The sequence below is a fragment of the Niastella yeongjuensis genome, from assembly GCF_900110245.1.
In the GTDB taxonomy this organism is placed as follows: Bacteria; Bacteroidota; Bacteroidia; order Chitinophagales; family Chitinophagaceae; genus Niastella; species Niastella yeongjuensis.
The window spans coordinates 510,970-530,383 of sequence record NZ_FOCZ01000007.1 but is presented as its reverse complement, the minus strand read 5'-3'; the positions used below and the strand labels follow the sequence as shown (position 1 = coordinate 530,383).

16 protein-coding genes are annotated in these 19,414 nt (G+C 44.9%); 7 read left to right on the top strand and 9 right to left on the bottom strand.

The genetic code is table 11. The features are described from left to right. Nucleotides 1-68: 68 nt before the first annotated feature. Entirely contained in the window at nt 69-1,727 is a 1,659-nt protein-coding gene (locus BMX95_RS21210) for a tetratricopeptide repeat protein (protein ID WP_081203666.1), read from the bottom strand. 259 nt (nt 1,728-1,986) lie between these two features. Between BMX95_RS21210 and yiaA the strand changes: the two genes are divergently transcribed. Together yiaA and BMX95_RS21195 are read left to right on the top strand one after the other, a co-directional pair. Continuing rightward, nucleotides 1,987-2,397, top strand: a complete 411-nt coding sequence (gene yiaA, locus BMX95_RS21200) for an inner membrane protein YiaA (protein ID WP_081203669.1) — start codon at nt 1,987-1,989, stop codon at nt 2,395-2,397. 153 nt (nt 2,398-2,550) lie between these two features. Beyond that, nucleotides 2,551-3,615 carry a DUF2652 domain-containing protein gene (locus BMX95_RS21195; RefSeq protein WP_081203670.1) on the top strand — a complete coding sequence of 355 codons (1,065 nt, stop codon included), beginning with the start codon at nt 2,551-2,553 and terminating at the stop codon, nt 3,613-3,615. A gap of 70 nt (nt 3,616-3,685) precedes the next feature. Here BMX95_RS21195 and BMX95_RS21190 read toward each other — a convergent pair whose 3' ends face one another. From BMX95_RS21190 to BMX95_RS21170, 5 genes are all read right to left on the bottom strand, one after another. After that, nucleotides 3,686-4,732: a sensor histidine kinase gene (locus BMX95_RS21190; protein ID WP_081203671.1), complete on the bottom strand. Its 1,047-nt coding sequence runs from the start codon at nt 4,730-4,732 to the stop codon at nt 3,686-3,688. 8 nt (nt 4,733-4,740) lie between these two features. After that, nucleotides 4,741-5,130: a response regulator gene (locus BMX95_RS21185; RefSeq protein ID WP_081203672.1), complete on the bottom strand. Its 390-nt coding sequence runs from the start codon at nt 5,128-5,130 to the stop codon at nt 4,741-4,743. 296 nt (nt 5,131-5,426) lie between these two features. Next, nucleotides 5,427-6,056, bottom strand: a complete 630-nt coding sequence (locus BMX95_RS21180; RefSeq protein ID WP_081203673.1) for a response regulator — start codon at nt 6,054-6,056, stop codon at nt 5,427-5,429. Beyond that, complete coding sequence (locus BMX95_RS21175; RefSeq protein WP_165759082.1) at nt 6,053-7,912, bottom strand: PAS domain-containing sensor histidine kinase; 1,860 nt, start codon at nt 7,910-7,912, stop codon at nt 6,053-6,055. The genes BMX95_RS21180 and BMX95_RS21175 overlap by 4 nt, the downstream gene beginning before the upstream one ends. A gap of 233 nt (nt 7,913-8,145) precedes the next feature. Next, the gene (locus BMX95_RS21170; RefSeq protein WP_081203675.1) at nt 8,146-9,999 is read right to left on the bottom strand and encodes an outer membrane protein assembly factor BamB family protein; all 1,854 of its coding nucleotides are present in this window, start codon (nt 9,997-9,999) and stop codon (nt 8,146-8,148) included. Nucleotides 10,000-10,180: 181 nt separating this feature from the next. Between BMX95_RS21170 and BMX95_RS21165 the strand changes: the two genes are divergently transcribed. The 4 genes from BMX95_RS21165 to BMX95_RS21150 all read left to right on the top strand — a co-directional run bounded on the left by BMX95_RS21165 (nt 10,181) and on the right by BMX95_RS21150 (nt 14,405). Next, nucleotides 10,181-10,549, top strand: coding sequence for a winged helix-turn-helix domain-containing protein (locus BMX95_RS21165; protein ID WP_242673232.1), 369 nt, complete (start codon nt 10,181-10,183; stop codon nt 10,547-10,549). 294 nt (nt 10,550-10,843) lie between these two features. Further along, nucleotides 10,844-12,856, top strand: a complete 2,013-nt coding sequence (locus BMX95_RS21160; protein ID WP_081203676.1) for a TonB-dependent receptor plug domain-containing protein — start codon at nt 10,844-10,846, stop codon at nt 12,854-12,856. Nucleotides 12,857-12,861: 5 nt separating this feature from the next. Next, on the top strand, nt 12,862-13,917 hold the full coding sequence (locus BMX95_RS21155; protein ID WP_081203677.1) for a cytochrome-c peroxidase: 1,056 nt from the start codon (nt 12,862-12,864) through the stop codon (nt 13,915-13,917). Between the two features lie 2 nt (nt 13,918-13,919). Beyond that, complete coding sequence (locus BMX95_RS21150) at nt 13,920-14,405, top strand: molybdopterin-dependent oxidoreductase (RefSeq protein ID WP_081203678.1); 486 nt, start codon at nt 13,920-13,922, stop codon at nt 14,403-14,405. Nucleotides 14,406-14,564: 159 nt separating this feature from the next. On the opposite strand, the gene BMX95_RS21145 is transcribed toward BMX95_RS21150, so the two are convergent. The 3 genes from BMX95_RS21145 to BMX95_RS21135 are packed head-to-tail and all read right to left on the bottom strand — an operon-like array spanning nt 14,565 to nt 17,854. Further along, nucleotides 14,565-15,086, bottom strand: a complete 522-nt coding sequence (locus BMX95_RS21145) for a hypothetical protein (RefSeq protein ID WP_081203679.1) — start codon at nt 15,084-15,086, stop codon at nt 14,565-14,567. A 47-nt stretch (nt 15,087-15,133) separates the two neighbouring features. Next, nucleotides 15,134-16,642, bottom strand: coding sequence for an NAD(P)H-hydrate dehydratase (locus BMX95_RS21140; protein ID WP_081203680.1), 1,509 nt, complete (start codon nt 16,640-16,642; stop codon nt 15,134-15,136). Between the two features lie 12 nt (nt 16,643-16,654). Further along, the gene (locus BMX95_RS21135; protein ID WP_081203681.1) at nt 16,655-17,854 is read right to left on the bottom strand and encodes a serine hydrolase domain-containing protein; all 1,200 of its coding nucleotides are present in this window, start codon (nt 17,852-17,854) and stop codon (nt 16,655-16,657) included. A gap of 243 nt (nt 17,855-18,097) precedes the next feature. Here BMX95_RS21135 and serA point away from each other — a divergent pair, with 243 nt between their 5' ends. After that, nucleotides 18,098-19,336 carry a phosphoglycerate dehydrogenase gene (serA, locus tag BMX95_RS21130; RefSeq protein ID WP_081203682.1) on the top strand — a complete coding sequence of 413 codons (1,239 nt, stop codon included), beginning with the start codon at nt 18,098-18,100 and terminating at the stop codon, nt 19,334-19,336. Nucleotides 19,337-19,414: the final 78 nt, after the last annotated feature.

Genomic DNA, 19,414 nt, shown 5'->3' with positions numbered 1-19,414 from the left:
GCTTAAGCAAGGTAATAGAAGATGTAGATTTTGATTCTCTGAAACAGGAAATAATCGCCTTAAATTAATTACTCTGTTTTTGCAATCGCAGTTTTAGGCGCTGTTATAACCTTTAATTGTTTGGCGTAATAATCGGCCAGGTCCTGTTTACCGCATTGTGCGGCTGCCAGGGCTGCACTGTTCAACCCATTGTACCGGTTTGGATGTTTCTCCAGGTCTGCCTGATAGGCCGCTAATGCCTTTTCAGGCTGTTTTATTTCAAGGAACAGGTCGCCCAGCAGTTCACGGGCGGGCAGTACTTCACCGGGCGTTACGGGATGTTTTTCGGTTTTGTCTTCCATTTCTGCCGCCAGGCCCATTCTTTCCAGTGCCAGGGCAGGGTTGCCTGCTTTCCAGGCTATCCAGCCTTCCGATGCTTTGAGCTGAATATCTACCTGATTGGCTTTATAAGATTCTTTTTTAGCTACCAGATCGTTGTGCAATTGATTCATGGTGGCCAGTTCATTCCTGGCGCTGTCCAGCTGATTAAGATGCACAAACCCCAGCAACCTGGCAAAATGAATAATGCTTAATTGCCAGGGAAATTGTTGCATGGGAAAACCGGCGGGCGTTGTAGTTAACTGAGTAGCTTCCTTCCACAACCTGTTTTCCAGCACATAGCGGACAGGAATAGCGGCAAAAGTATAAGCCCCTTTTAAATTGGGGGGCGATACCGCTTTAAACGTATTCAGGTAATCCCATTGTTCTTTGGCTTTCTTCAGGTCTTTCTTTTGTAAATACGCATACACCAGGTAATCCATGCCATGCAGCTCTTCATCCCAGTGCCCTTTTATACCTGCGTTTTCTGCATAACACCTGGCGGCGGCTATAGAGGCCAGGTTCGACTGAATACAATCATCCCACATGCCTAACCGGGTAAAGATATGCGAAGGCATATGCTGCGCATGGGCCGATGCAGGCGCTATGGATGCATATTTCTGAGCAGCCGGTAACGCCAATTGCGCCAATTCCGGAACATCGTACGTATGTATCAGATAATGAATGATGCCCGGGTGATAGGGCATGCCGGCATAGAGGCCATTGAGTATTTGACCGGCTTTCTTTTGATTGGCATAGGTTTTATCAGCGGGGTCTGCAGCTGCATCGAGTGCCAGTGCATAAAAGATGGCGGTCTCTTTATCGTTGGGATATTTCTGCTGCAGTTTTTGCATAGCTGCTTCATACTGGTTGCAACGGGTGCGGTGATCGAGCTTTTCCCAGTTGCTGTAATAATCGGTCAGGGCGTTGATATAATCGGTTTCTCTGGGTGTTTTAGGTTCGATAGAGCGGCCTATTTCCAGCGCTTTAGCACCTTTTGTAAGCTCTGGTATTTCGGGTGGTGTCCATAACGGATGATAATTGGCCATAGCCACGCCCCAGTAAGCCATAGCACAGCGGGGATCGCGGTGGATGATCTGTGCAAATACCTTTTCCGCTTCATCGTACTCAAAGGAATGCAACAGCGCTACGCCAAAGTTGAACTGATTGATGATGCTGTCATCACCGGAAATAATAAACGACACTTTGCCTACGCTTTTGTCATCTGGCCCGCATAATACTACATTACCTGTTTTCAGGTTAATGGCACTGATCTCCTTAGCAAGTGCGGGTTGTTTTTTTCCTCTGCAGGCAGTAAGCGATGTGGAGGCTATGAGCCCAACCGTTATAATCAATTTGAAGATATTCATGTTAGTACCGGTTTGAATGGCTTTTTAAATGCTGATTCCGTGTGCAGTGTACGGATGGCGTGTATCAAAGGGAGAAAACCGAACAGGCGTTGTTAACTAAAGATAGAAATATTATGTGGTATAACCATTTATGCATTCATGTATGTTGGTATTTTAACCCGGATCCCGCTTTTTATGAATATTTTATAGGTTTTGATCCTAATTTTATTTTGTTATTTTTACTTTTTCCGGTTTTTGAATTAACCTTAAAAAACAACCCATGAACCAAAAACCCTCAAACGCCTTTATTGCGGCGTCGTGGATTGCCCTTGGCGCCGGTATGCTTGGATTTTTAATAGGCTTGTGGCGCGCTGAAATGCAACTGAATGAAAAGGGATATTATTTTACGGTTTTAATGTTCGGTCTTTTTGCAGTTGTTTCTGTTCAAAAAAGCGTTCGCGACAGACTGGAAGGAATTCCCGTTACAGACATCTATTATGGCTTAAGCTGGTTCTGTACCATTCTGGCTATTGTGTTATTAACAGTAGGATTATGGAATGCCACTATTCTGCCCAGTGAAAAAGGGTATTATGGTTTTTCCTTTTTACTGGCTTTGTTTGGCGCTATTGCCGTGCAGAAGAATACACGCGATGGGAAAGCAGTTGAAAAAAAGGAGCCCAAAGAAAGTTAGTACTAAATAGCTTATTCGGCTTTATAAAATGCAGAAGTAGGAAGTGGGAGGTAGGAAGAACCGGAAATTTCATACCTCATACTTCTTACCTCTTACATCCCCAATACCACAAGTAGCTCAATCTGCCCCTAATTAGTTAACTTTAAATAAAAAATGGATAACAGGGGGCTTCTTTTTATACCTGATATCAGTGGTTTTACCCGTTTTGTTTCCGAAACGGAAATTGAACATAGCCGTTACATCATCCAGGAATTGCTGGAGGTGTTGATCAAATCTAACCGGCTTGGTTTACAGATCTCCGAAATTGAAGGCGATGCTATTTTATTTTACAAATTTGGTGAAGCACCTGCTTTGCCTGAATTATACAAACAGGTGGAAGACATGTTTTGCGCATTCCACCGCTGTTTAATTGCGTATGATCGCAGAAAGTATTGCCAGTGTGCAGCCTGTACTGCAGCTGTTGAACTCACCTTAAAAGTGATCACGCATTATGGTGAATTTACCGGTTATCAGGTACAACAGTTCAATAAGCTGATCGGGAAAGATGTGATCGTTGCACATCAGTTGTTGAAGAACGACATTAGCCAACATGAATACTGGCTGGTGACCAATAACCTGGTTGCCGGTAAAGAACCGGAAGACATTACCCAATGGATGCACTGGGAGATCAGTAATAAGGAAACCGAAACCGGAGTTATTCCCTATCATTATACTTTGTTAAGTGAATTGAAGGAGCGGCTACCGGCAGAACCACTTGAACCGGTGGTATTCACTGATAAAGTTAAAATACTGTCCCTGTCGAAAGAATATAACACAGACATCATTACCCTGTTTCATGCTACCGGTGACTTTTCATTTCGCAGCAGCTGGCAGGAGGGGATAGTTAAGGTAGAAGACATCGATCACCACCTGCCCCGCATTGGCATGCGTTGCCGGGTATATACAGAAAAAGGGGATAGGTATGTTTACAGCAGTAGTTATTATTATCAGCCCGACAAGATCCGCTTCAGTGAAACGGATGAAAAGAATGGTGACACCACTTATTTTACGCTGGAGAAGATCAACGATACCACCAGCCGGCTTACGCTGGACCTATACCGGAAAAGGAATTTTATTACACAGCTCCTGTCTGTGCTGGCTGGCAGGAATAAATTGAAAGGAAGTTATGAGCGGTCGATGGTCAACCTTGCAACGCTGTTAAAAAACAAAAGCTTCTGAACAGGAATCAGAAGCTTTTGAAAAGGTACAATACTGAGTTATTTTGAGCAGCATGTACATGTATTGGTTTTCATATAGGAATGCTAATGTGTAACCGGCAACCCTTTCCCGGCGAGGTAATGATCTCGCATTGTCCGTGCAGGGTGCGGGCGCGCTCTCTGATGTTAATTAATCCAATTCCATCTACCTGGTGGTCAGGTTCGAAACCAATGCCATCATCGTCAATGATCAACTCTACATGCCGGTCATCGGTTTCGAGTGTCATAACCACCGTCTTAGCTCTGCTGTGCTCTATTATGTTTCTGAATTGCTCCTGTAGGATACGATAGATATTGATCTTCTTGTAATCGGAGATCATGTCTTCATTAAAGTGATGGATCCCAAATAGGATATTGATTTTGTGGATTGTTTTGATGTCTTCAATGAAAGCTTTTACACTTTCGAGCAGGGTATCTTTTTGTAGTTTTTGCAATACCATTCCACGCGATAGTTTCCTGATCTCTTCTATTGCTTCTTTCAATAATTGAATCGTTACATCCTTTGCTTTTTGATTGTCTGCCTTATACACCTGAACAAGGTCCAGGTGTAATTTGGCAGAACATAGCAGTTGGTTCACATTATCATGTAGCTCTTGTCCTATAACCAACCGCTCATGCTCCAGCATCTTAAACAACATACCGGAGACGGCGTTTTGTTGATGTATTGGCGTGGTTGCGTTTTGTTGTATGGGCATCACGCTCTCAGCCTGCAACGCCTTTTCGCTCATGTGACCCGCGCAAAGTATATAGCCATTCGCATCTTTCCCGGAAACCAGATGGAAAAATGACCATTTAAAAGTCTGTGTACGGTTAGGGCCGGCATAGGTATACAGATTAATGGGTAGGGTGTGTAAAGAAGCGTCATAGTTTGCCAGCAGGGTATCGAATATTTCCCGGTCGGTTTCTGAAAGCAGGGATTGAAATTGATCCAGTTGCTTCGGGGTTCCGGGTCCAAACTCAGTGTTCATGGCCGCATTCATAGAAAGGATCCGGCCATTTTGTTCAATGATTGCATAATACACCGATTCCGTTCCGCCTGCAGGCGGAGTGTTCGGTGACGATCCGTCACTCAGGTTCATAGCTAGTTTTACTTTTGTTTTACAAGGCTTTCCAGGGCCTCATCAGTTATGCCTGTAATGGAGTCGTACCCCATAGACTTCTCTACATAATAATCAGCTCCAAGGCGCATGCATGTTTCGAAATATTCCCCAGGGTCGTTATTGGTAAGCATGGCAATCTTTACCTGCTTGTTGAGTCCCCTGATCTTGATCAGCAAATCGATCCCATTCCTGTCTGGCAGGTTAATATCAAGGAAAACAACGTGTGGTGTTTTTCGGGCGAACATCGTTATGCCATCTTCATAGCAGCCGGCTACCGCTATGGAGACCTCATGGTAGCGTTCTAAAAGCAGTTGTTTGATACGATGAATGAATAAGGCCGAATCGTCAATTAAGAGGATACAGAGAGAATTGCTCATTCATTGCCTGTTTGTTTGTTTGGATTGCAAAGCTACAACGAAACAGGTTCCCAGTAAATAGGGTCAATTGTTGTTTTTGTGTAAGGATGACAATTACTATTTGTAGTGGTTTGTACTACAAGGAGGGAAGTTTATGGGTTATTAAGTTCTTGGGTTCTTGAGTTCTTGGGTTCTTGAGTTCTTGGGTTCTTGAGTTCTTGGGTTCTTTAATATTAGTTGCTCGCGAACTGGCTGTAAACTAATAACTCATGAACCTAAGAACCCAGAACTAAGAACTTTAAACTTTGAACTTTAAACTATATTAACTTATTTTCTACCGCGTATAAAGTTAATTCTGCATTGTTGGCCATGTTCATTTTATCAAGTATGCGAGACCGGTAGGTGCTGATCGTGTTGACGCTTAAAGAAAGGGTGGTGGCAATTTCGGAAACTGTTTTGCCTGAGGCCAGCCGTTTCAGCACATCGAATTCGCGTTCCGATAATTTTTCATGCGGCAACTGGTTGGGGTCGTCGCCAAAGGAGGCTGCCAGCTTTTCGGCCCCTTCGGCACTTACATATTTTTTACCCTGCAGCAATTGCCGCACGGCTTTCAGCAGTTCTTCGGGGGCGCTTTCTTTATTCAGATAACCGGAAGCACCGGCCTTCAGGGCCCGAACCACATACTGGTCTTCGGGATGCACGCTCAGGATCAATACCGGCGTATGAGGCAACACTTTTTTCAACTGCTTCAGGGTTTCCAGGATGTTGCGGCCGGGCATGGAAATATCTGAAATGATCAGGTCCCATTTTCCCACAACCGCCTCCTGTAGCAGGGCAGACGAATCGGTTACTTCCCGCACTTCGGCGCCGGGATATTCTTCCCGTAATAAGGTGTTCAGGCCTTTGCGGATAAGGCTATGGTCATCGGCTATTAAAAATTTTGTCACTGTTGACTGATTTCCTGGTTTGTGATTAGTATCGGGATGGATATTTGAATATAGGTCCCTTCTCCGGGTTTGCTTTCGATGCGAAAGTCACCATCTATCATCAGTGCCCTTTCCTCCATGCCCTTCAGACCCAGTGTTTTTTTACTGGTCATATCGTTGTTAAACCCTCTTCCATTGTCGCGAATTTCCAGCACAATCCTGTTCGCTTCCTGTGAAAGCACGGCGTCTACCCGGGTGGCGCAGGCGTGTCGCGCAATATTGGTGAGCGCTTCCTGGTATATGCGGAACAAAGCATTGGATTGCTTGGTACTGAACTGCGGTTCGAACAACAGGCTTTCAAAAACGCAGCGGATACCAAAGTTCTTTTCAAACTCACGGCTTTGCCATTCCAGCGCGCTAACCAGTCCCAGGTTATCGAGTATGCTGGGCCTAAGCTGGGTGGCTATTTTCCGTACCGACCGCATCGTTTCTGCAAGCAGCTGATCGGCCTGTTTCATTTTTTCTATCATCTCCTGTTCTTCGGGTTTCAGCTTTTTGCTCATTTGCATCAGATCGATCTTTAACAGGGTCAGCTGCTGGCCCAACTCATCATGTATTTCGCGGGAAATATGTTTCCGCTCTTCTTCCCGGATGTTTTCGAGGTAGGAGGAGAGCTCACGTAATTGCCGGTGCGATTCTTTCAATTCCTGCTCGGCTTTAACCTTACCGGTAATATCATTGGCTACCACATAAAGGTTCTTTTCGCCCGAGGAAGCGGAGAATTCTATATGCTTTTTTGAGCCATCCTTGCAGGTTACCTCAAACTGGCAGATCAAAGTGGTCCTTGCTTTCAGTTCGGGGCGTTGCGCAAGCAGTTCGCGGGCAGCAAGTACCATATTGCGATAATTTTCATCGGGATAGGCCTTGCTGAGCCAGTCTTTCCGGGTAGGAATATCGTCCCTGGTATAACCGAATGTTTCTGTAAAGGCATTATTCAGGAAGCGGGTTTCGCCTTTTTCACTGAATACACATATGGGTATTGGCAATTGTTCGGAAATGTTCCTGAATTTCTTTTCATTTTCATGCAAAGCCCTTAAAAAACAATTCTTTTCGGTAATATCATTAAAAGTTACAAAAACCAGGTTCTCGTCGGTAGTGAATGTAAACTCCAGTTCTTTTACGCTGCCATCCTTGCAAAAGACCGGTGATTCAAATGGACGTGATTCCGGCTTTTCGCCATTATATACCCTTTGTAACTCAGCCTGCCAGCCTTTTTGTATTTGTCTGAAATAAACTTCATCGCGGTAGGCCTGTTCCCGCCAGCGTTCAATATTGGGAATGTCTTCAATCGTATAACCAAACCATTCCGTGAATTTACAGTTGATGAACACAAATCGTTTGGGTTCATGTACTTCATAAACAGCAATGGGCATGGTTATTTTTTCGAGAATGCGTTTGAACTTGTTTTCGGCAGCTTTCACCAGCTTTTCGGCTTTCTCCCATTCAATAAGATCGTCTGGCTGGGGAATATGCGGCAGGGAGGCCCTATGCTGCGACGATGCGTTTACCGCTGCGTGTTGTACGCTTTTATGCACCAGTAAAACTAACGGTTGTTTGCGTGCCTGCCAAATGGAACAGTCGTAGGTAGCTTCGGGTAATTTTTTTGTGCTGAATTCAAGCTGAATGATGTCGTTCGGCTGTTTATTCTTTTTTGAAATGGCGTTTTTAAAGACAGCCTTTGAGCCGGGCATCAGAAAAGACTGGATCTTTTTACCTATACACCGCTTGCCAGCCACGCCATGCAGCCTGGCATCCTTTGGCCAAATGCCATTTATTACACCTGATTTTTTTTCAATCGTTACTAAAATGACATCCAAGGAACGGTTGTTTACTACTGGCATACTTGTATCCATCAAACGGAAATTGATTTAAGTATGTATTACGGGTTAAGCTTATAAGTTAATGCTTTTCTAATTTAAATATAAAGTAAATCGGTTATTTTTTAATGAATACCTGTTTACCGGGAGTACTTTACTGGCTAGACAGGCAGGTTAAAAAAAAAGCTGCCCGCCTTTGGCGGAACAGCTTTCAAAAAATTCACCCAAACTTATTATTTGTTTGCATTCAGATCATAGCCCTGAATGAATTTGTCTTTGATAACTACATACAGTTTGTTTTCTGCTTCGTCCACAATGTATGCAGGGTCTTTATCGCCAAATGGGATATTTACCAGGTCTTTTCCTGAATCTTTATCAATTTTTACCAATCCATTCACGCCGCTTTCAAATTTGGTTAAAATGAATAAGGCGTCTTTGGTTGCTTTGGTTGCGGTCCAGCGTTTGTTGGCCATGGCAAACAAACCGTTTGCAACATCACCGCCAACCTGAGCCGATCTGTAAGTAGAAGTGTTCTCATCCACATATATTTCGTTAACCAGATTGCCATCTTTATCGGTTGCAGGGCGCATACGTACAGATTGCAGCGTTTTCGCTCCCGAATAGATGGTGGCAGCAACGGCAGCGCCTTTCATCAGGGCACGTACGCCTTTGCTTAAACCGGCTTCTTTATAGTTGTGATTGAAGATCACTTTTCCATCGAAGTCAACCAGTGAGGTATTTTGTAATGAGTTGATGAAATAGCCGCTTTTTCTTACTTCAATAGTGGCCAGTTCCTTGTCCTCATCATAATCCTTTAAAGGCAGGGCTTCTGTTAAAACGGTCATATTACCATCGGCCAGGCTGAATGCATTCAGTTTGTCGTCTGAATAAACCAGCAGGCGGTTTCTTTCATCATCAAAACCAAACGCAGGGCGTTTGCGGATCTTGATATCTCTCTTCCACAACTCTTTTCCTTTTTCATATTCCACCAGGTTGGCTCTTGATTCAGTAAAATACAAAATACCTTTTTCTGTAGGCTCAATGATCACAGCTGGGCTGCTTAATTCAAACTTCCATACTTTTTTACCTTCATTGTTGATCAGGTAAAATTTGGTGGCTTTTTCTTCATTGTTAATAGCCAGAATACCATATCCTGTAAGGCGGATATCGTTGATGTTATCCAGTGAGCTTTCTTTTTTCCAGCGCAGCTCGCCGGTTTCAGCATCGATGATGTTTACACCTTCTGAATGTTTTATGATATAGCTTTTTTTGTCGTAAGGGGCCAGGCCATTACACTTACCATTCAGCTTTAACAGTTTTTCGCCATAAGCGCTGGTACCATTGTCAGTACCCAGCAGGTCAACGCGGTTTTCGTAGGTTACAAACAGTTTTGATCTGTCGTAAGTGAGCATGGCGTCTTCCACTTTCTCTTTGAATTCTTTTCTCCAAACATCACTGCCATCGTTACCATTCAAGCAGATCACATTGTTTTTATCAACGATCACCAGGTTTTTGTTTTTATCGACCATGGGCGGAACGGTAAAGATGCTTCTTGTATTTAACAGCGCACTTAATCCGGTTTTGGCGGCGCCAACATCTTTCGACCATCTTTCCTTACCGGTGTTGAAATCGAGCAGGGCGATAAAGCTGCGTTTGTTACGGGTACCTTCAATGAGCAGTGCGCCCAGGTGGTACAAAGGTCTCTTACCAGAGATCTTCATATCGGCGTCATTGCTGTTGAAAATGATCTTACCGGTCTCAGCTTCAATAATGCTGGTTTGCGGTTTGCCTAAACCCAATGATTTGGCGGTTTCGATCATGAAGTAAGGGGTACCGATAATGTTTTCGAATTTGTCTTCAGAAGCACTACCAAGTTCTTTAATTTCCCAGGTAATTTGCTTTGTTTTGGGATCAATGCCCGCCAGGCTTAAATCGGTTGCGGCTACCAGCGAGCCGGTATTGGTTTGCTGCATCCATTTGATCTTGGTAACAGTGGTGCCTAACTGAAATTCAAATTCAGGCTGCACCTGCGCATAGGATAGGGCAGACAGTAACAATAAACATAGGGTCGCTCGAATGGGCTTCATATTAAGGATTGAATTAAAAATTGTGCGCAAAAGATAGAAAGAATAAAATGATAGTTCAAGAGAAAAAGAACAAAATGTTTTGTTGTTAATAACGGTTAGGGGTGTGTGGGTAGTTTATTTCATTGATATATTGCTTTATTAATATACAAGCGATTTACATTAGAATATTTATTATTGCATCATGAAAAATCAAATGAGGGACATATTGACAAATGGTCAATTCCGGGTTAATGGAAGTCTGTGGCTGGAAGGAAACGGGACCCGCTTTTTTGGTCCCGGCCCGGTTGAGTTACTACAACGGATTGAAGAAACAGGAAGCATAAACCAGGCTGCCAAAAAAATGGGCATGTCGTATAAAAAAGCCTGGGAAATTGTAAACCGGTTGAATGAGATCGTTGGCAGTCCCCTGGTGGTAACGGCAACCGGTGGTGAAAAAGGCGGCGGCTCTTCCATTTCCGATGATGCCAAACAATTGATTGAATGGTATCTGTCGTTACGGGAGCGGTTTAGGAAGTTTATGGAGGAAGAAAGTCTAAAGTTGACAGTTTAAAGTTGGCTACCAGTTACCAGTCACCGGTTACCGGGTCTTGAAATTCGGGCATCCAGAATATGGTCGGGAAGTGAAACGCAACAGCGACTAACACCAACTACACAATCTAAGAATCCGACCGCCGCGAACCGGGTAACCGGAATCCGATAACCGGCAACCTGTAACTTGAAACCTGAAACGCCACTTTAAAAAGTATAACAGGCTTACTTCCCCAATATTTCCTGATTAAAATCAGTCATAATACAACCATCACGTTATATCTTTGCGTACATAACGCTTAAAATCTAACTGCTTATGTACAAAAGATTAATGGTTGCATTAATTCTTTCCAGTGAGGTTGTATCTGCACAACAAGCTCCTGCAAATAACAATGATTCCACCCCCAATCACGTATTTACCCTGGGTGAAGTGGTGGTAACCGGGGAACGGAATAAACCAATCAATTCCACCCTGAGCGCCCGCACGGTACAGGACTTTGCCAAAAACGATGTATCAAAAGCCCTCAACCTGTTGCCGGGTGTTACGTTGTCGTCAGTTGGCCCGCGCAACGAGGCGATGGTCTTTGTAAGAGGCTTTGACCTCAGACAGGTGCCCTTATTGATCGATGGGATTCCGGTATATGTGCCCTACGATGGTTATGTTGACCTTGGCCGTTTTACAACCTTTGACCTGGCAGAGATCAATGTATCAAAAGGCTACACCTCTGTGTTGTATGGCCCCAATGCCATGGGTGGTGCGATCAATTTGATCAGTCGCCGGCCCGTAAAACAATTTGAATTGAATGGCGCCAGCGGCTGGCTATCGGGAGGCTATCGTACCAATATCAATGTCGGCAGCAACCTGGGCAAGTTTTATCTCCAGGCCGGTGCTTCTAAAATGAACCGCGATTCCTTTCCGCTCAGTAATAATTTTACAGGAGTAAAAACAGAAGAAGGCGGAAGTCGGAACAATTCCTACAGCAGTGATGAAAAGTACAATATAAAGGTTGGTTTTACGCCCAATAGCAGATCGGAATACGCCCTGAGTTATATTTACCAGCATGGCAAAAAAGGATCACCGGTGTATGCAGGCAATGATACGCTCAACAGCCTGTATAAAAGTCCCCGGTACTGGCAATGGCCCAAATGGGATAAACAGAGCCTGTATTTTATTTCCAACACCGCTATCGACAGCAATCAGTATGTAAAGACACGATTGTATTACGATGTTTTCAATAATGACCTGAAATCTTTTGACGATGGCAGCTATACTACCATTTCAAAACCATATGCATTTACGAGCATCTATCGCGATTATACTTTTGGCGGAATAGGAGAGTATGGCATCAGCCTGTTCCGGGGCCGCGATGTAGTAAAGGCCACGGTACAATACAAACAGGACGTACACCGCGAGCACAATGAAGGCGAGCCGGAACGTACCATGAGCGACAAAACGTTTACCGCGGGTTTTGAAAATGAATACCGCCTTATGCCAGCCCTTACTTTATTAACGGGCTTTAGTTATAATAACAGGGCCAGCATAAAAGCTCAGAATTATAACAGCACCACCAAAGAAATTACCGATTACCCGGCAAACGACAACAACGCCATTAATGTACAGGGCGGGTTGGTATATAAATTAAATGCCATTAACTCGTTTAACCTGTCTGTTGCCCGTAAAACCAGGTTTGCCACCACCAAAGACCGGTATTCTTACCGCCTTGGTACGGCCATTCCCAATCCCGACCTGCAGGCAGAGTACAGTGTAAACTATGAACTGGGGTATGCCGGCACATTCAACAACCGCCTGCGGGTACAGGCTGCGGCATTCTACAGCAAAATAAATAACACCATTCTTTCAGTAAACAATGTGTACCTCGATCCCGTGCGCAATGTATGGCAAAGCCAGTTGCAGAATGTTGGGGAGTCGGAATACCTGGGTGCAGAGGCCGGTGCAGAATACATGATCCTGACCTCACTGAAAGCAGGTTTGAATTATACCTATGTTAAACGGAACAACCTGAGCAATGCGGCGGTGCATTTTACTGATGTGCCCGAACACAAAGTATTTGGCTTTCTGCAATACCAGTTGCGCAACCGCTTTACCATACAGGCAAATACTGAATATAATTCTGAAAGATACAGCACTACATATGGGGTAAAATCCGGTTCCTTTATGTTGTTGAATGCCAGCGCTACCGTGAATGTATGGCGTTACTTTTCTGTTGAAGCAGGCATTAACAATATTACCGATAGAAACTATACCCTGGTGGAAGGATACCCCGAGGCCGGGCGCAACTATTTTGTAAATTTAGTGTACCGTTTATAAGTAATATGCGAAACTCCCTGCTGATAATAATTGGACTGGCGATAACGACAAACACGCCCACGCCGCTGCCGTTGAGCTATCCCAGCTATTTTGGTAACCGCATATATATTCCTGCCGATAATCCGGTAACCGTGGAAGGAGTGGCATTGGGCAGACGCCTGTTTTATGAAACAAAGCTTTCTGCCAATAACCGCATTTCCTGTGCTACCTGTCACCGGCAGGAATATGCTTTTACAGATGGTAAACCTTTTAGTACCGGTGTTGACGGCACCCTTACCAAACGCAATTCCATGACACTGGCCAACCTGGTTTGGGTGCGTAATTTCTTTTGGGATGGGCGTGCAGATGGACTGGAAGAACAGGCTGCCACCCCATTGACCGATGAACATGAAATGGGACAGGCCCTGTGCAAGTCGGCTGAAAAATTACAGGCAGCAAAACCATATCCGGCATTATTCAAAAGTGCATTCGGTTCCAGCCATATAACTGCCGAAGGCATTATAAACGCCATTACGCAGTTTGAAAGAACGCTGATCTCCTGTAACTCCCGGTACGACCAGTACTTGCAGGAAAAATACCAACCGACCCCTTCGGAGTTGAATGGCATGACGCTTTTCTTTGCCAATCCCAATCCCGAGAAACAGGTTCGGGGTGCTGCCTGCGGGCACTGTCATGGTGGTCCTAAAACATTCAATGAGTTGTTTCATAACAACGGCCTTGATAGTATGCCCGGCGATGCAGGCCGGGAAGGTATCACCAAACAACCGACAGACAAGGGCAGGTTCAGGGTAGTTACCTTACGGAATATTGCCTTAACGGCCCCTTATATGCACGATGGCCGGTTTAATACGCTGGAAGAAGTGGTAGATCACTACAGCGATCATGTACAATCCAGCCGTACGTTGAGTATATTTCTGCAAGATAATTCGAATACCACTCATGGTAAGCAGCTGCAATTGACGGCACAGGAGAAAAAAGACCTGATCGCTTTTTTGCATATGCTTACGGATTCTTCTTTTATTACCGACAAACGCTTTTCAGACCCATTTAAAAACAAATAAGTATGATAAAGAATTTGATTGCATCGGCTTTATTGGTGTGTATAGGTTATGTTGCTTCTGCGCAGGCATATGTACAGGTAACGGGCGAAGTGAGCAAGACCCTGAAATTATATGAGGCCGATATTGCAAAGATGAATAAGGTATCGGTTTCCCTTACCGACAAAGATGGCAAAGACCACAGTTATACCGGTGTACCGGTGCTGGATATCCTGAATAATGCAGGCGTTACAACCGGCAAACAACTGCATGGAGAAAACCTCACCAAATATGTGCTGGTAAAATGTGCCGATGGTTACCAGGTATTATTTGCCCTGGCTGAAATGGATACCGCGCTTTCTAAAAAGACCATCATCCTGGCTACCCGGGCCGACGATAAACCATTGCCCGAAGGCAAAGGCCCGTTTCGACTGGTAGTGCCCGGTGAAGGCCGCCCCGCCCGCAGTTGTTTTCAGGTAGTGGAGTTTATTGTAAAGTTTGCTAAGGATTAGGGCAGTGAGTAGTGAGCAGTGAGTAGTGAGTAGTGAGGGGTGAGTAGGGTCGCGAGCTTACTCACCATTCACTATTTACAATTCATTAGGCTTGCTTTCTTACATATTTGGTCAGGATCACAATTACCTGGCCCTCTATTTTACCCTCAATCTGTTCGATCAAGCATAGATCAACCGGCGTTTCTCTTTTTTGATCTTCCAAAGGCTGATACCGGATACCAATACCCACAAAAGAGGATAGATCATCTGTTTCATATAGGCTGCCCGCCCCGTAGGTTCTTTCCAAAGCATATAAAGATAAACGAGCCAGAAAATATATGCGACGCTGAACAGGCAAATGAGCAGCCAGTTCAGGCTAAGGAACCGGGCTTTTTTCTCTGTGCGTATTTTGGCAATGGACATCGCGAAAAAGATCATCATCAGCAGGATCAGCAGAATGGTGGTATTGCCAGTGCCGGCTACTTTTAAAAACTGGATGGGTACCCAGTCAAAGAAGTTTAATTTGAAATAACGCAAGGCGAATGCTATGACAAAAACGCCCAGCATACCCACCGTAAATTTCTTAAGTTTTGTAATGCCATGGAACCGGATAGCCCGGTAAAAAAAGATGAGAAAAAGAATGAGCAATAAAATATATGGCCCATAAATAATCAGGTTGACCAGGAAAGGGGAAGTTTTCATAGTATCGCAATTCGGATTGGGTTTAAAACGGTAATATCTGGATTTTCTTATAACGATTGATACGCCTGACCTAAAAAATCTACCAGGTCAGAGGCTATCAGGGAAGGCTGTGAAGCATAAGCAGCGGCCAGATCGCCGGCAAGACCATGCAAATACACCCCTAAAATGGCGGCGTGCAGGGGTGGATATTTCTGCGCCAGCAGTCCGGTAATAATTCCGGTCAACACGTCGCCGGTACCGCCGCTGGCCATACCAGGATTGCCGGTGCTGTTAAAATAGCCCTTGCCATCGGGGGACGCAATAAATGTATATCGGCCCTTTAATACAATATATAAATCATTATCTGTTGCTGTTTGCAGGGCTAGTTGTATACGGTCGTAATCATTGTCGGTTTTTCCAAACAACCGTTCAAATTCTTTGGGGTGCGGGGTAAGAATGGAGCCCAGGGGGATCTTGTTCAGCAGGGCTTTTTCTTTCCCTATCGCGTTCAATCCATCGGCATCGATCACCATCGGACGGCGGTTCTGTTCAAAAATGTTATATAAAAGCGCAATATTACTGGCATTCGACCCCAGTCCCGGACCTATACCAATGGTGTCGTATTTGTCCATTTCCTGGATTGCATGGCCGGAAGTGGCGCTTTCGTCGCCAGCAGCACCTGTTTTACACATGGCTTCGGGCACCGAAGATTGCATGATGTTGTACCCCACAGCCGGAATATGACAGGTGAGCTTGCCTACACCACTGCGTAAACAGGCGCGGGCGCATAAAACGGCAGCACCCATCATCCCATAACTACCTGCAATGATGGCGGCATGGCCGTAATCGCCTTTGTGCGAAAAAGGTTTGCGCGGTTGCACCAATTGTTTCACCATTGCCGGGTCAATAAGCTGAAAGGGCGAATCCTGCATGGACAAGAATTCCGGAAGCAGTCCTATGTCTAACAGGTGCACATCGCCAATGCTGGCTGCGTTTTCCGGCATCAGGAAAGCCGGTTTAAAACACTGAAAACTAAGGGTGTGATGCGCCTTAATTACAATATTCCCTTTAGCGCTGTGGTCAACAAACAGACCGCTGGGAATATCGACGGCTATCACTTCATTATTACTATTGTTAATATGTTGTATCAGGTAAGCGGTGAGACCGTCGGCCGGGCGGTTGATGCCGGAACCCAACAACGCATCGATGATCACTTCGCCGGCCGGGATGGCGTGTAGGTTTTCTTCTGAAGAAATGAAACGGATGGTGGCATTGGTATCGTGCAACCGGGCCAGGTTGAGCTGAAAATCTACTGTACCCTTATGGCCAAACTCAAGAATATAAACGGTAACCGTATGATGGGTTTGGGCCAGCAGCCGGGCAATGACCAATCCGTCGCCGCCATTATTGCCTTTGCCGCAAAAGATGGAGAAGGCTTTCCCTTTATAATTGTTTTGTAATAGCCATTCATAACAGGCTGTAGCAGCGCGCTCCATCAAATCGACAGAGGCAATGGGTTCGTGACGGATGGTATATTCATCCCACGCCCTGATTTGTTCGGTAGCAAAAATTTGCATTCCGAAAATTAGTTACTTTTTGGCAGTAGAACGGCGACCGGCAGGTTTCTTTTTATGCGCAACGGTGTGCGAGCGACGTGTTACAACTGGTTTTTGAGCCTGAGCAATCTGTGGGTTGCTGGGATCGTCATCGTCGTAGCGGTTGTTGTTTTGCAGGTAATCACCGAAAATATCGGCCATTTCCTTCACCTTGTAAACGTAGCGGCAATCATTATTACACAGGGCAATAATGGTAGCATCCTCATCCAGCATCCGATAAAAAGAGGTGCGGTTGCCATGCCACCAGCCATTGTGGTAAATGAGCTTTTTGCCATTATTCAACAGGTACATGCGCCAGCCCAAACCATAATTGTGGGTACCCGGTTTTTCAAAACTATAACCGGAATAGGCCTGATCGAGGAATGACTTTTTAAAGATGCTTTCATTTTTCAGGGCCTGGTCCCATTTCAGCAGGTCACGTACGGTGCTGTAAACGTTTTTGTCGCCATATACCGCATCGAGAAATTCGAACCTATATTCTTTTCCGCTGTAATAAAAGGAAGGCATGTATTTCGCAGAATCGGCAAGGGTGAACACATAGGTGTCTTTCATCCCAAACGGTTCGAAGAATGTCTTTTTCAGGTATTCAGGGTAGCTCTGGCCGCTTACTTTTTCAATGATGAGGGCCAGCAGGGCAAAATTGGTATTGGAATAGCTGAAGCCATGGTTGGCAGGCGCTATAGGTATTTTCTTGTAGTTGGCGATAAGGAAATCGAGTACATCCTGGTTAGAAACCATCTTGTGTCTGTCCCAACCCATGGACCCCATGTAGTGGTCATATTTGGGAATACCGCTTCGATGGTTCAGCAACAGGCGTACGGTAACGGCTTCCAAAGGAAAGCCCGGTAAGTATTTTGAAACGGGATCGTCGATATTGAGTTTGCCTTCCTGCCACAGTTTGAGGGTGGCCATACCGGTAAAGGTCTTTGATACTGAGGCAAGATGGAATGGCGTACTGGGCGTGATGGAGTCTTTTCCGGTGCGGGGATCTATGAAGCCATTGTACATTTCGTAAATGACCTGGCCATTTTTGGCTACCAGCACACTGCCATTGAACCTGGTTTTACTGAAGGTAGAGTCGAGATGGTTGCTGACCATTCTCTTATAATAACTCATCTCTTCGGGGGTTAAAGGAACGGCATGAGAAAGTGATGAAGTATCACCTTCATTCATAGGGGAGGAAGTAACCTTCTTATTATTAACTCGAGCACAACTTTCCAATACCACTAGGGTTAGCAACAACCTGACTATGTTTTTCACCAGGACTATTAATTTATGGTTTCAACTAATGTACAAAGTTACAGAAAACGGTTCAGTAACGGGCCATGAATTCAATTTCTATGCCCAACTTTCTGCAACTATGAACTATATTTGCAATCTTTTAACTAAGATAACGTAAAAGCAGTAGGATTCATTATGACCGACAAACAAATTACGAGTTATCCCAAGGAAAAGATAAACATTCTTCTACTTGAGAACATCTCTGACACGGCTGTTAAATTCTTTAAAGACAATGGTTACACATCCGTTAAAAAGGTAACGGGGGCATTAAGTGAAGAAGACCTGATTAAGGAAATAAAGGACGTGCATTTGCTGGGTATCCGATCCAAATCGCAGATCACTCCGCGTGTACTGGATGCTGCAAAGAAACTACAGGCAATCGGTTGCTTTTGTATTGGAGTTAATCAGGTTGATTTAAAATATGCTAAACAACAGGGTGTTGCGGTGTTCAATGCGCCGTATTCCAATACCCGTTCCGTAGCTGAGCTGGTTATTGGTCTGTCTATTCTGTTGATCAGACGCATTGTTGATAAGAACAAAGCCGCTCATGAGGGTGTATGGATGAAGGACGCAAAGGGCAGTTATGAGCTGCGTGGCAAAACCCTGGGCATTATCGGATATGGTAATATCGGAACCCAGGTGAGCATTCTGGCCGAAGCCATGGGGATGCATGTTATCTTTTACGATACCATCACCAAACTACCGCTGGGTAATGCTGTAGCCAAGAAAACCCTGAAAGACGTGGTAAGCCAGGCCGATATCATAACGCTGCACGTACCCGAAACGGCTGCCACCAAAAACATGATCAACAAGAACGTGATCAAGAATTTCAAGAAAGGGTCTATCCTTATCAACTATGCCCGTGGGGAAGTGGTTGAGCTGGAAGCGCTGGCCAAGGCATTGGAGGAAAAAGCAATGAGTGGCGCTGCAGTGGATGTGTATCCCTGGGAGCCGGAAAAAAACGGCGACAAATTCTCTACTCCGTTACAGGGTTTACCCAACGTGATCCTGACCCCGCACATCGGCGGTTCAACCGAAGAGGCGCAGGAAAACATTGGGGAAGATGTGAGCAACAAATTGTACCAGTATCTTGAACATGGAACAAGCATTGGCTCACATACGGTGCCTACTTTAAGCCTGCCCCTACAGGAAGGTGTGCATCGCATCCTGCACATTCACCGTAACGTGCCGGGCGTGCTGTCTGCCATCAATACCACCCTGTCTAATGCCAAGATCAACATCCTGGGCCAGTACCTGAAAACAAATGATGAAATAGGGTATGTGGTGCTGGATATTGACAAAAAGCTGTCTAACACAGCGGTTCAGTTGTTGAAGGAGGTGAAGGACACCATTAAGGTGAGATTGTTGTACTAATAGTCTATTTCTTTATAGAAAGGTGGGTCACTCATTGTGAGTGGCTCACCTTTTTTGCTACCGGTTACCAGTCGCCGG

Excerpts from the sequence above, each read along its gene's own strand:
- BMX95_RS21190 (WP_081203671.1), bottom strand. The coding sequence starts at position 4,732 with ATGAACCTGAGTGACGGATCGTCACCGAACACTCCGCCTGCAGGCGGA.
- BMX95_RS21170 (WP_081203675.1), bottom strand. The coding sequence starts at position 9,999 with ATGAAGCCCATTCGAGCGACCCTATGTTTATTGTTACTGTCTGCCCTA.
- yiaA (WP_081203669.1), top strand. The coding sequence starts at position 1,987 with ATGAACCAAAAACCCTCAAACGCCTTTATTGCGGCGTCGTGGATTGCC.
- BMX95_RS21185 (WP_081203672.1), bottom strand. The coding sequence starts at position 5,130 with ATGAGCAATTCTCTCTGTATCCTCTTAATTGACGATTCGGCCTTATTC.
- BMX95_RS21160 (WP_081203676.1), top strand. The coding sequence starts at position 10,844 with ATGTACAAAAGATTAATGGTTGCATTAATTCTTTCCAGTGAGGTTGTA.
- serA (WP_081203682.1), top strand. The coding sequence starts at position 18,098 with ATGACCGACAAACAAATTACGAGTTATCCCAAGGAAAAGATAAACATT.
- BMX95_RS21210 (WP_081203666.1), bottom strand. The coding sequence starts at position 1,727 with ATGAATATCTTCAAATTGATTATAACGGTTGGGCTCATAGCCTCCACA.
- BMX95_RS21195 (WP_081203670.1), top strand. The coding sequence starts at position 2,551 with ATGGATAACAGGGGGCTTCTTTTTATACCTGATATCAGTGGTTTTACC.
- BMX95_RS21140 (WP_081203680.1), bottom strand. The coding sequence starts at position 16,642 with ATGCAAATTTTTGCTACCGAACAAATCAGGGCGTGGGATGAATATACC.
- BMX95_RS21135 (WP_081203681.1), bottom strand. The coding sequence starts at position 17,854 with ATGAATGAAGGTGATACTTCATCACTTTCTCATGCCGTTCCTTTAACC.
- BMX95_RS21150 (WP_081203678.1), top strand. The coding sequence starts at position 13,920 with ATGATAAAGAATTTGATTGCATCGGCTTTATTGGTGTGTATAGGTTAT.
- BMX95_RS21155 (WP_081203677.1), top strand. The coding sequence starts at position 12,862 with ATGCGAAACTCCCTGCTGATAATAATTGGACTGGCGATAACGACAAAC.
- BMX95_RS21165 (WP_242673232.1), top strand. The coding sequence starts at position 10,181 with ATGAAAAATCAAATGAGGGACATATTGACAAATGGTCAATTCCGGGTT.
- BMX95_RS21145 (WP_081203679.1), bottom strand. The coding sequence starts at position 15,086 with ATGAAAACTTCCCCTTTCCTGGTCAACCTGATTATTTATGGGCCATAT.